At 59.5% G+C, this 11,727-nt stretch carries 12 protein-coding genes; 8 read left to right on the top strand and 4 right to left on the bottom strand.

Features of this window, described 5'->3' with window-relative positions:
• Nucleotides 1–201: 201 nt before the first annotated feature.
• The 4 genes from MWU51_RS03185 to MWU51_RS03170 form a co-directional block, all read right to left on the bottom strand.
• Nucleotides 202–1,047: a hypothetical protein gene (locus MWU51_RS03185; RefSeq protein ID WP_247034650.1), complete on the bottom strand. Its 846-nt coding sequence runs from the start codon at nucleotides 1,045–1,047 to the stop codon at nucleotides 202–204.
• On the bottom strand, nucleotides 1,044–1,946 hold the full coding sequence (locus tag MWU51_RS03180; protein WP_247034649.1) for a metallophosphoesterase: 903 nt from the start codon (nucleotides 1,944–1,946) through the stop codon (nucleotides 1,044–1,046). The genes MWU51_RS03185 and MWU51_RS03180 overlap by 4 nt, the downstream gene beginning before the upstream one ends.
• Nucleotides 1,947–1,956: 10 nt before the next feature.
• Nucleotides 1,957–3,057 carry an AAA family ATPase gene (locus MWU51_RS03175; RefSeq protein WP_247034647.1) on the bottom strand — a complete coding sequence of 367 codons (1,101 nt, stop codon included), beginning with the start codon at nucleotides 3,055–3,057 and terminating at the stop codon, nucleotides 1,957–1,959.
• Nucleotides 3,058–3,391: 334 nt separating this feature from the next.
• A complete protein-coding gene (locus MWU51_RS03170) occupies nucleotides 3,392–5,647 on the bottom strand; it encodes an adenosylcobalamin-dependent ribonucleoside-diphosphate reductase (RefSeq protein WP_247034645.1) in 2,256 nt (751 codons plus the stop codon).
• A 125-nt stretch (nucleotides 5,648–5,772) separates the two neighbouring features.
• Here MWU51_RS03170 and MWU51_RS03165 point away from each other — a divergent pair, with 125 nt between their 5' ends.
• From MWU51_RS03165 to MWU51_RS03130, 8 genes are all read left to right on the top strand, one after another.
• Nucleotides 5,773–6,210 (top strand): DUF1489 domain-containing protein, encoded by a 438-nt coding sequence (locus tag MWU51_RS03165; RefSeq protein ID WP_247034642.1) that lies wholly within the window; start codon nucleotides 5,773–5,775, stop codon nucleotides 6,208–6,210.
• A gap of 260 nt (nucleotides 6,211–6,470) precedes the next feature.
• A complete protein-coding gene (locus tag MWU51_RS03160; RefSeq protein WP_247034640.1) occupies nucleotides 6,471–7,334 on the top strand; it encodes a branched-chain amino acid aminotransferase in 864 nt (287 codons plus the stop codon).
• Nucleotides 7,327–8,361: an AbrB family transcriptional regulator gene (locus MWU51_RS03155; RefSeq protein WP_247034638.1), complete on the top strand. Its 1,035-nt coding sequence runs from the start codon at nucleotides 7,327–7,329 to the stop codon at nucleotides 8,359–8,361. Before MWU51_RS03160 ends, MWU51_RS03155 begins: the two co-directional genes overlap by 8 nt.
• Nucleotides 8,362–8,419: 58 nt before the next feature.
• Nucleotides 8,420–8,875 (top strand): universal stress protein, encoded by a 456-nt coding sequence (locus MWU51_RS03150; RefSeq protein ID WP_247034636.1) that lies wholly within the window; start codon nucleotides 8,420–8,422, stop codon nucleotides 8,873–8,875.
• 70 nt (nucleotides 8,876–8,945) lie between these two features.
• Nucleotides 8,946–9,509 (top strand): NifU family protein, encoded by a 564-nt coding sequence (locus MWU51_RS03145; RefSeq protein ID WP_247034634.1) that lies wholly within the window; start codon nucleotides 8,946–8,948, stop codon nucleotides 9,507–9,509.
• Complete coding sequence (gene tsaB / locus MWU51_RS03140; protein WP_247034633.1) at nucleotides 9,499–10,116, top strand: tRNA (adenosine(37)-N6)-threonylcarbamoyltransferase complex dimerization subunit type 1 TsaB; 618 nt, start codon at nucleotides 9,499–9,501, stop codon at nucleotides 10,114–10,116. Before MWU51_RS03145 ends, tsaB begins: the two co-directional genes overlap by 11 nt.
• A 10-nt stretch (nucleotides 10,117–10,126) precedes the next feature.
• Entirely contained in the window at nucleotides 10,127–10,549 is a 423-nt protein-coding gene (locus tag MWU51_RS03135; protein WP_247034630.1) for a GNAT family N-acetyltransferase, read from the top strand.
• Nucleotides 10,550–10,726: 177 nt separating this feature from the next.
• The gene (locus MWU51_RS03130; protein WP_247034629.1) at nucleotides 10,727–11,722 is read left to right on the top strand and encodes a BMP family ABC transporter substrate-binding protein; all 996 of its coding nucleotides are present in this window, start codon (nucleotides 10,727–10,729) and stop codon (nucleotides 11,720–11,722) included.
• Nucleotides 11,723–11,727 lie beyond the last annotated feature (5 nt).

Here is an 11,727-nt window from a genome sequence, read left to right as displayed (position 1 = left end):
GCTCAGCCGTCCGTGGCGTCGACTGCAGTGGGCATCCGGGTTCTGAGGTGCCCCTAGATTTGTAGACGCTTTGCCCCCTAACTTTGAGCCGAGGAGGCGACCATGGGGACAAGCAATTACAGCGACGAGTTCAAGCGCGATGCGGTGCATCAAATCACGGTGCGCGGGTAATAGCCCACATGGGTGGTGCAGCTCGCCGCGTTACACCAGCTCCGTCCAGGTTGTCCGATGCCATGTGAGTCCTGCGTTCCGCACATAGTCTTCGAACGGGTGATGCGTCTCTCGGTCTTCCCGCCCTTTGGAAACACCGATTACGCACCGCGCGCCACAATCGTGCAACCGTTTTAGGGTGATGCGTAGCTCTTCGGCGCCGTCGAAGAATGCGTCGTCCGAGCTGTAGAGCGTTGGCGCAAAGCCCGCGGTCAGTTTTTCGAGGGCTTTGACCTTGAACCCCGCCACCTCGACCTGCCCTTCAACCAGCAGGACAGCATCAAAAACCAACCGGCCGTGGGAAGAGATCAGGTGCGGGTCGCCCAATGAGCCGAGGTCCAGATCAAGGGGCAGCAGTATCGTATGCGCCATCTCTGCCGCGGTAGGGGCACCGTTCAGGGCCGCGTGGCGGCACCGGTCGGACAGTTTGCGCAGCGTTGGGATCGCGTCCTGCATCGGGCAATAGCGCGCGTCCTTGAGAACCTTTGGCGGGCCGTTACTGTCGGAGATCCAAAGCACATCCTGCGCTGTTCGACTTAAGTCAGCCAAACGAGGTCCGACGCGTCTGAGCGCGGACAGGCAGTCGAGCGCAGACTCCGGATCTTCGACGGAGGTGACATGGGGTGGATACACATCCTCCATGTCGTGAGGCATGATATCGCCGCCGCCTGTAATCACGACAATCGGCAACCCCGTCTCGATCGCCGCGGTCCAGAGCTTGTCTACACATTCCTGTGGAGACAACTCGCTCAGGCTCTCGGCGGTACCGATCGACCGAAGGTCGAGCACGATGAGCTTTGGACGGCTTTGTGCGCGGGTGGTTGTGTCGTTTGTCATCGTTTGGTCCTCTTCTTCACGGGCAGGCTATCCCACAAACAGGCCTCGCGCAGATAGGTCAGGGGCTCGTCGATCATTTCGCCGGCATAGCCCACGGACACGTTGCGGATGTCGCAGCCGTGGACCTGGGCGCGCAGGCGGCGGTGGGAATGGCCGAAGAACCAGGCGTCGGGGGTATGGCGTTTGATGAGCGCCCCAAGGTCGGACTGGAAACTCGGCGTCAGGTCATCGACCGGACCCGCGACAGCCGGGTGCGGGCCGTGATGCGTGACGACCACGGTGTTGCCCTCTGGTCCACAGGGATGCGGGCTGGCCAGCGTGCTCTCGAGCCATGCGCGATGATCAAGGTGAATGTTCAGCGTGTCGATGGGCCGGATGCGTCGGGGTGGCGGCTTAGACGCTCCTTCCCAGAACCTTTTGTCCGGGTCGTCTGGCACCGCGATCAGATCATAGTCCCGCAGGGCGCGTTGTGCAGTCTGCATGGCTGCGGGCTGGTTTTGGGTCAGGTTGAAGTCCGTCCACAGCGTGCAGCAGACAAGCCGCGTGTCGCCATGCAGCAGGACCTGCTTTTGAATGAAATGGGCCCCGGCCTTGCGGGCCTCCTCTGCCAACCAAGCGTCGCCATCAAGGCTGCCGTTATAGTAATCGTGATTACCCGGCAGCGCGTAGATGTGATCCGGTGGAATGTACTCAGACAGGTGTTGGAACACGCGCGCCCAGTTCTGCGGGGGCCCGTTCGTCAGGTCTCCGGCGAGGATCAATGCGTCAGCGTTCCACAGGGTTTCTTCAAAGCTCAAAAGACTGATCGGGTCCAGCGCGTAGCGTTGATAACTGTCCAGGTGCAAATCCGAGAGGATCGCCAACGTGCCGTGCTGGAAGGGGATGGTCAGGGGGGTCATGGCGGGCTCCTCAATGCAACATGGGCTGCTTGGCCAGCGCCTCGGCGCGGTCGAGCATCCGGCTCACGGTCCGCAGGCTTAGACGAGCATTGGAAATCGCGCCGCAGTCGAAGACGTCGACCAGGGCGGCCAGCGCCGGATCAGGAAGGCCGCGGCGGGCGCTTTCGGTGATCGCGAACTGCCGTAGCTGGTCCGGCGTCAGGTCCGGCAGGTCCAGTACCACGCAGCGGCTCTGCAGGGGCTCAGGCAGGCCCGTCCGGCTGTTTGCCGTCAGAACCCAATTGACCCAGGACATATCGCACTTGATCTGGAAGAACGGGCATTCCCACTGGGCCGCTGTCATGCGTTCCAGTAGCGGCAGAAGCGCGTCGGTGAGCGTATGTCGCACGCCCTTGTTCGACTGCATTTCACCTGCCTTCTCGATCTCATCCACAATGACCAAGGGGCCCGCGTGACGCGCGCTCAGGACGGTTTGCAGGAGCTTGCCGGGGCCTGCACTCCCCCAGCCTTTCTGCAAGCCGACCAGTGAAAAGGTCGCAGGCTCACCCGTGGCGTCGATCATCGTCCTGGGCACCGCAAGATGATGCGCCAAGCGTCGCGCCCAATAGCTCTTGCCGATGCCGGGGGAGCCGTTCAGGACGAGCGGATTGAACCGCACGCCCGGCAACGCGTCACGCGCCGAGGCGCGCAGGCCGTGCCAGACTGCCTCGGTGGCGGGAGCCATCCACGGCATCTCGGTATGCAAGGCCGCGGCGATTTCATCGGCTTCGTGTTCGGAGGTGACACGGGTGACCGGCAGTCCGCCACGCAATGGCGTCAACCGAGCGCGGCTCTCCTCGCTCAGGTGATACATGCCCGTCGCGGAATGCACACGTTCGAGCAGCCGCATGGCGCGGCGTTTGATGCGGCGCAGGTCTGCATCGTTGACCAGATAGCAGGAGGACAGGGCATCCTCTTCGGTGATCTTCCCGGCCGCGAGGTCAGCCTCCTGCGCGTTCTGTCGGATGCGTTTGAGGAAGTTTTTCCATCGTGCCTCGACATCGCGCAGCTTGGCGATGTCATCGATGAACGTGAGGTCATGAAACGGGATCGTCGTCGTGGCGCGGGTCATCGCGGAGTCCTTTCTGGACGCAAGGCGCAGCTTGCGTGACCGCCCTCGGCGCATTGGCGCTGGAGCAATTACTGATGAAAGGTTCCGGAACCCTGGGGGAACTTTTAAGGACCATCTCCGGCTTAGATCAAGACCACGGCACGGCGACCGCTCGCTTCGGTCAGGTCACAGGCAGGCCATGCGTCCAAATCCAGCAATGCATTGAAAACAAATGAAAACCACCGACAGCCAAGCTATCGGTGGTCATTTGATCTGTGCCAAGAGGTCAAAAAACACCCCTCAATGGCCATGTTATGCTATGCTAAACAACAACAACAACATGTCGTCCGACAGATCATCCGCATTTGGAATGCCCGCAAGACGCACAGGTCATGCAGCCTTCGATCATCCGCATGTCATACTGCCCGCAGCTTGGGCAGGCGGGGCCGCGAGGAGCGTTGCCGAGGTTGATAACCTCGGCTTGCGGGTCGGTTTTCAGGCCCATGCCTTCGCCCTCTAGAAATCCGGTGGCGACCATGTGGCGTTCGATCACTCCGCCGATGGCTGCAAGGATAGACGGAATGTATTTTCCTTCCATCCAAGCGCCGCCGCGCGGGTCGAAGACGGCTTTTAGTTCTTCGACGACAAAACTCACATCCCCCCCACGCCGGAACACAGCCGAGATCATGCGGGTCAGTGCCACAGTCCAGGCGAAATGCTCCATGTTCTTCGAGTTGATAAACACTTCGAACGGGCGGCGATGGCCGTTCAGGATCAGGTCGTTGATGGTGATATAGATCGCGTGTTCGCTGTCGGGCCATTTGACCTTGTAGGTGTGGCCTTCCAGCGATTGCGGACGGTCGAGCGGCTCGGAGATATAGACGACATCGGCGCCGGTGTCGGCCTCGGGTGCCTTCTCGCTGACCTCGGACACGGACAGGACCGACCCCGTCACGTCGTTGGGGCGATAGGTTGTGCAGCCTTTGCAGCCGCTATCCCAGGCCTGCATGTAAACGTCCTTGAAATCATCAAAGCTGATATCTTCCGGGCAGTTGATCGTCTTGGAAATCGAGCTGTCGATCCATTTCTGGGCGGCGGCCTGCATCTTCACATGTTCTAGCGGTGCAAGCATCTGGGCGTTCACGAAGTAGTCCGGAAGTTCCTTGTCGCCAAACTTGTCGCGCCACATCTGGACGGCGTAGTCCACGACCTCTTCTTCCGTCCGCGTGCCGTCTTTTTGCAGCACCTTGCGGGTATATGCATAGGCAAAGACGGGCTCGATCCCCGACGACACGTTGCCTGCGTACAAGCTGATCGTGCCGGTGGGCGCGATCGAGGTCAGCAGCGCGTTGCGAATGCCGTGTTCGCGGATGGCCTCGCGCACGTCCTCGTCCATATGGGTCAGAGAGCCGGAGGTCAGATATTTCTCGGCATCAAACAGCGGGAACGGGCCTTTTTCCTTGGCCAATTCCACGGACGCCAGATAGGACGCACGCGCAATCTGCTTCATCCACGCTTCGGTCTGCGCAGCAGCTTCGTCCGAGCCATAGCGCAGCCCCATCATCAAAAGCGCGTCGGCCAACCCCGTCACGCCAAGGCCGATGCGGCGCTTGGCTTGCGCTTCCTGCCGTTGCGCTTCCAGCGGGAAGCGGCTGGCGTCCACCACATTGTCCATCATGCGCACGGCGGTGGCGACCAGTTCGGTCAGCGCGTCGCCATCCAGATGGGCTGCTTCCTCGAACGGATCCGCGACCAGTCGGGCAAGGTTGATAGAGCCCAGAAGACAAGCGCCATAGGGCGGCAGGGGTTGTTCACCGCAGGGGTTTGTCGCGGCTATTGTCTCGCAATAGGCCAGGTTGTTCATCTGGTTGATGCGGTCGATGAAGATCACGCCCGGTTCGGCGTAATCATAGGTCGCCTTCATGATCTTGTTCCAAAGATCGCGCGCCGCGACGGTGTGATAGACGGTATCGTCGAACTTCAGATCCCAGCTTGCGTCGTCCTTCACCGCTTGCATGAAATCGTCAGTCACAAGCACCGACATGTTAAACATGCGAAGCCGTGCAGCGTCTGATTTCGCGGTGATGAAATCTTCAATGTCGGGATGATCGCAGCGCATGGTCGCCATCATCGCGCCACGACGGCTGCCTGCCGACATGATCGTGCGGCACATCGCGTCCCACACATCCATGAAGCTGAGCGGGCCAGAGGCATCAGCCGCCACGCCCTTCACATCCGCGCCACGCGGGCGGATGGTCGAGAAGTCATAGCCGATCCCGCCGCCCTGCTGCATGGTCAGCGCGGCCTCTTTCAGCATATCGAAAATGCCGCCCATGCTGTCGGGGATCGTGCCCATGACAAAGCAGTTGAACAGCGTCACCGCGCGGCCTGTCCCTGCGCCCGCCGTGATGCGGCCCGCGGGCAGATACTTGAAATCTTCCAGTGCGCCATAGAACGCATCTTCCTGCGCGGGCTCGGCGTCTGACAGACTGCGCGCGATGCGGCGCCATGTGTCTTCGACCGTCTTGTCCTGGGCTGTCCCATCGGCGTGCTTCAGCCGGTATTTCATATCCCAGATTTGTTCGGCGATGGGGGCAGCAAAACGGCTCATGCAGGCGATTCCTATGCGGGTTGGAAGGTCTTTCAAACTAGGCGATCAGGCCGGGCAAGGTCAATTGCCAAAGGACGAGATTCGGCGTAAAGTGGCACGCTAACCACAACATCTGGGGTGCTGCCTTGGACCACACCATAAATCTTGTAAAGCTCTGCGTCGGTGCCGAGCGGGTCGAAGACCTTGAGACATGGCAGGCCGCCCGCATGGCTAAAGACGATCAGCCAAATCCCCGCCATGTCACACGCATGTGGCCCAAACGCGAGGACGAGCTGCTGGCAGGTGGGTCTTTATATTGGGTTTTCAAAGGGCTTGTTCTTGCCCGCCAACGCATCGTTCGACTGGAAGAAGTAATTGGTGACGACGGAATACGCCGCTGCGGTATCGTGCTTGATCCGCAGGTGATCCGCACCGAAAGTCAACCGCGCCGTGCTTTTCAGGGCTGGCGCTATCTTCCAACCGCTGATGCACCGCGCGATTTAACGACAACCCGAACCGATAGCGGTGACACCCCCCTTCCCAACGACCTGGCCGCCGCACTGGCCAATATCGGCATACGGTAAATAGTGGCGACGCTTGTCACAAAACAGTTTCTATTCTGGGTCATAGTCTAACCTGTGTAAGATTCCCGGTTTGACTGGCTGCCCGCCCGAGCAAACCAGGTCGCACATTGCGCGTGCCCGTCCCAATTTTTCGCATGCGCACGCCCCCGGCAGCGATCCCCAGTCGCCGGGGGCGTTCAATCCTGTTTCGTGCATTCTCAATGGGTCTGGACACCTGACCTTTGCCTGATAATCTCGCCCCCAGTTTCAAGGAGGCTTCGATGGCAACCGGTACAAACATCCGCACCTATTTCAACGGCACATGGCACAAGGGTGATATTCCCGTAATGAATGCCGCCGATCACGGGTCGTGGCTTGGCACAACTGTGTTTGACGGAGCGCGCCATTTCGAAGGCATTCACCCCGATCTTGAACCCCACTGCGCGCGCGTCAACCGTTCTGCTGAAGCGTTGATGATCACACCGACGGTCAGCACAGCCGATATGGTCGACATCATAAAAGAGGGTCTTGCCGCCTATCCGAATGACTCCGCCGTTTACATTCGTCCGATGTATTGGGCGCTGGAGGGTGGTGATCTGGGTATTGTGCCGAAAAAGGGCGCTACGGGCTTTGCCATCTCTCTGGAAGAAATTCCGATGGCCCCAGAAACCGCTTCGACCACCTTGACCACCACCCGCTTTCGCCGCCCCGTCATGGAAGATGCCGTGGTGAACGCAAAGGCAGGGTGCCTCTACCCGAACAACGCACGGATGTTGGCCGAAGCGCGCGCGAAAGGCTTTGGAAACGCGCTGGTTGCCGATGCGCTTGGCAATGTTGCCGAGACGTCGTCCGCCAATGTGTTCATGGTCCGAGACGGCGAGGTGTTCACCCCCATTCCCAACGGTTGCTTTCTGGCCGGGATCACCCGCGCCCGCCATATCGCCAATATGCAGGCCGACGGGATCAAGGTGCATGAAACTGTGCTGACGTTTGATGATTTTCACAAGGCGGACGAGATCTTTCTGTCGGGCAACCTGATGAAAGTCACGCCGGTCAGTGAATTTGACGGCACAACGTATAATTCCGGTCCGACAACGCGCCGTGTCCGCGAGCTTTATTGGGATTGGGCACATTCCGATGCCTGAACCAAGAAGAACGATCCTGACACTTTGCGTCGGATCGCTTGGGGCCGCGGCGGGATGGGCGGTCAATCTGCCCATGGGATTCTTGCTTGGCCCGGCGCTTGTGGTCGCATTTGCCAGCCTGCGCGGCATGGACACCGACATTGCACCACCGCTGCGCAACGTGATTTTTATGTTGGTCGGTATCACCGTCGGTTCGATGGTTACCCCCACCAGCATCGAAGCAGTGATCCGCTGGCCCATCGCCTTCACCATGCTGGCTGCGCTGACCGTCGCGACACCTTATGCCGGGCGTTGGGTGCTGAGCCGCGGCATGGGGTTTGATGGTGATGAAGCCTTCCTGTCCGCTGCACCGGGCCATCTAAGCCTTGTTGTCTCTCTGTCCGATAGTCTTGGTATTCCGGTCGCTCGTCCGGCCATTCTTGCCTCGTTCCGGGTTCTGGCGTTAAGCCTTTTTGTCCCCATCGCGGCCCGCCTGTCCGGGATCGAGCTTGGGCCCGGTCTGCCCGTAGGCCGCGCCAGCGCGCCTTGGTTGATGATCGGGGCAGAGCTATTGGTGGCGCTGGCCTTGACACCAGTCTTGATCAAGTTTCGCCTGCCCGCCCCCGTCCTGTTGGCGGCAATGATCGCAGCGGCTGGGTTTCACCTGACAGGGGTAGTCGATGGCAACCTGCCACCTTGGGTCAGCCAGGTAGTTTTAGTGATGATGGGCTGTCTGATCGGCACACGGTTTTCGGGTGTCACCTGGCGCGATCTGAGGCACAACATGGCTGCTGCTGCGGTGGTGGTCCTTCTTACGGCCTCTTTGGCTGCCGTGGTCGCTGTGCCGACGGCCATTTTGTCAGGGTTGCCCATGCTGGATATGTTAATCGGGTTTGCGCCTGGCGGGCTTGAAACCATGATAATTGTAGGCGTGGCCATGGGAGCGGATCCAAGTTTCGTCGCAGCGGCGCATGTCGGTAGGTTGGTATTGCTGGCGATCCTAATCACCACCTACGCCACCCGCATCACGCGGCGTACAGTGCGTTGAAAACCGTGGACAGCACCCGGCCCCTGATGCAGACTGGCCCCGTTTTGGGAGGACCAACATGCGCAAGTTCCTTGTGATCCTTGATGATAGCCGCGAGTGCCTGAACGCCATGCGTTTCGCAGCCATGCGGGCTGCCAAAACGGGTGCCGGGGTACAGGTTCTGTCCATCATCGCGCCAGACGAATTCAATCACTGGATTGGTGTTGGCAACATCATGCGTGAAGAAGCGCGAGAGAGGATCACTGTGCATTTTGAGGTCTATGCCAAATGGATGCGCGACCGTCAGGGTGTAGATCCAGAACTGGTAATCCGTGAAGGCGAGGCCGTTCCGGAAATCATGGCCCAGATCAGCGAAAATCCCGATATCGGTGTGCTGGTTCTGGGCGCGGGCGCCGAGAAAAACGGACCGGGTCCGATCATCAGCAATCTGATGCGCGCTTCTGCCACTCTGCCGGTGCCAATGACCATCGTGCCGGGCGAAATGTCGAAGGACCGGCTGGAAGAGATCACCTGACGGTCCCCGCACATCTTGACTCTGCCCTGTGCGAGGCCCATATCAAACCTGACAAAAAAGGTGCGCCAACATGTTCATCCAAACCGAATCCACTCCAAACCCCGCCACGCTGAAATTCCTGCCCGGGCAGGCTGTGTTGGGAACAGGGACCGCTGATTTCCCGACTGCTGATACAGCAGGAAGCTCGCCCTTGGCCGAACGCATCTTTAAGGTGCAAGGTGTTGCCGGGGTGTTTTTTGGCGCTGATTTCGTGACTGTGACCAAGACGGATGATGTCGATTGGGATCACATCAAGCCAGCAATCCTTGGCGCGATCATGGAACATTTCCAGTCTGGCCAACCTATCATGGCCGGAGAAGCCAGTGCCCCGGCAGGTCATGCTGAACACACCGGCGAGGATGGCGAAATCGTCGAACAGATCAAAGAGCTGTTGGACACACGCGTGCGTCCCGCTGTTGCACAGGACGGTGGCGACATCACCTTCCATGGTTTTGATCGCGGCATCGTCTACCTGCACATGCAAGGTGCCTGTGCCGGCTGCCCCTCATCGACGCTGACGCTGAAGATGGGCATCGAAAACCTGTTGAAACACTATATCCCCGAAGTGATCGAGGTGCGCCCTGTTGCCGCCTAAACCACTGATTTTAGCATTTGACACCTCGGCCGCGCATTGCGCGGCCGCTTTGCTGTCGGGTGACAAGATCATCGCGACGCGTTTTGAGCCCATGTCACGCGGACAAGCCGAACGCTTAATGCCCTTGCTGGAAGAGGTATTGGCAGAGACAAACCTGACTTGGCGTGACCTTGAAGCGATAGCGGTGGGGATCGGACCGGGAAACTTCACCGGAATCCGCATATCCGTCGCGGCGGCACGCGGTTTAGCTTTGTCTCTGGGGGTGCCTGCAATTGGCGTTTCGACCCTTGAAGCACAAGCCATCGACACTGAACGCCCGATCTGGTCATTGATTGATGCACGGCGGGATCACGTCTATGCCCAATACCTGCGCACCGGTGGTGAAGACGAAGCACCCAGTCTGATGTCTGCCCATGAAGTCGCGTCCCTAACAGGCGCACGAGTCGGACCTGACGCAGTGACAGATCCAGCCCCGGCGATTGCACGTATCGCCGCAACGCGCCTTGCGCGGGCCGGACAAGCGCCTATCCCGCGCCCTGCCCCCCTGTATATTCGCACTGCCGACGCCGCCCCACCGCGCGATCCGGCACCCATGATCCTTCCCTGAGTGCGGCGGAATGATCGACCTTACACCGGCCCTTCTTGCACAGCTTCATGCAGCGGCGTTTTCGGACAGTCGCGCTTGGAGTGTTGATGAAATGCAGGCCTTGCTCTCGTCGCCTCCCATCTTCGCGGTGGGCACAATGCGCGGCTTTGCGATGGGTCGCGTGATTGTGGACGAAGCGGAACTTCTGACCATCGCCGTGCATCCCGATCAGCAAGGCAATGGCATCGGGCGCCGGGTTCTGACCTTGTTTGAGGACAAAGCCCGGTCGCGCGGCGCAAGACTGGCATTTCTTGAGGTCGCTGAGGACAATAGACCGGCACGCGCTCTGTATGCATCGGCAGGTTGGACCGAATCTGGACGCCGGATAGGCTATTATGCACGCCAAACGGGCTGCGCAGTCGATGCCATCATGTTGGCCAAGCACCTTCCCTAGGGTGAACCGTCTGAAAAATAGGCGTTTTCAGCCCGGACGGTGAAACTTAATGTTGACCCCACCCTTGCCCTCCGCCCAAAATCCCGGATGATCCTATTCAGCGATCTGCTCGCAGACACTGGGAATCGGCTGACATTCCGTCAGCGACCCCCAACAACAACAACCGGGAGTATCAACATGACCCTGATGAAGACATTTCTTGGCGCTGCTGCGTCGATGGCCCTGACCGCTGGGGCGGCGCTGGCCGATCCCGCGATCATTTTCGACCTTGGCGGCAAGTTCGACAAATCGTTCAACGAAGCTGGTTTCAACGGCGCTGAAAAATGGGCGCAGGAAACAGGCGGCAGCTATCTTGAGATCGAACTTCAATCCGAAGCCCAGCGCGAGCAAGCATTGCGCCGCTTTGCTGAAACCGGTGCCAACCCGGTGATCACTCTAGGCTTTGCCATGTCCGCAGCCCTGTCCGAAGTGGCCCCCGACTTCCCGGAAACCACCTTCGTGACCAATGACGGCTGGTCGGATGCACCTAACGTTTTGAACGTGGCCTTTGCCGAACATGAGGGTTCGTATCTGGCTGGGATCATGGCCGCTATGGCCTCGAAATCCGGAACTGTCGGCTTCGTGGGTGGGATGGACATTCCGCTAATCCGCAAGTTCGGTTGCGGCTATGCGCAGGGTGTTCTGGCAACCAACCCAGATGCCAAGATCATCTCGAACATGACCGGCACAACACCGACCGCATGGAACGACCCGGTTAAGGGTGGCGAGCTGACCAAAGCACAAATCAGCCAAGGCGCAGACGTGATCTATGCTGCTGCTGGCGGCACTGGTCTTGGTGTTCTGCAAACTGCTGCAGACGAAGGTGTGCTTTCCATCGGCGTAGACAGCAACCAGAACTATCTACACCCCGGAAAGGTTCTGACCTCGATGGTCAAGCGGGTCGATGTGTCCGTCTATGACGCTATGATCGAAGGCGAAGACTTGAAGCCCGGCGTGCGCGTTATGGACCTAGCGCATGACGGTGTTGGTCTGGCAATGGATGAAAACAACGCAGAGCTGGTTACCGACGAAATGAAGGCTGCGGTTGACGAGGCCCAAGCCAAAATCATCTCGGGCGAAATTGCCGTCCATGACTATCAGTCGGACGACTCTTGCCCTGTCATGAAGTTTTGATCGGG

The sequence above is a fragment of the Aliiroseovarius sp. F47248L genome, assembly GCF_023016085.1.
In the GTDB taxonomy this organism is placed as follows: Bacteria; Pseudomonadota; Alphaproteobacteria; order Rhodobacterales; family Rhodobacteraceae; genus Aliiroseovarius.
The sequence above is the reverse complement of the archived record's forward strand: the minus strand, read 5'-3'. Positions and strand labels throughout refer to the sequence as shown.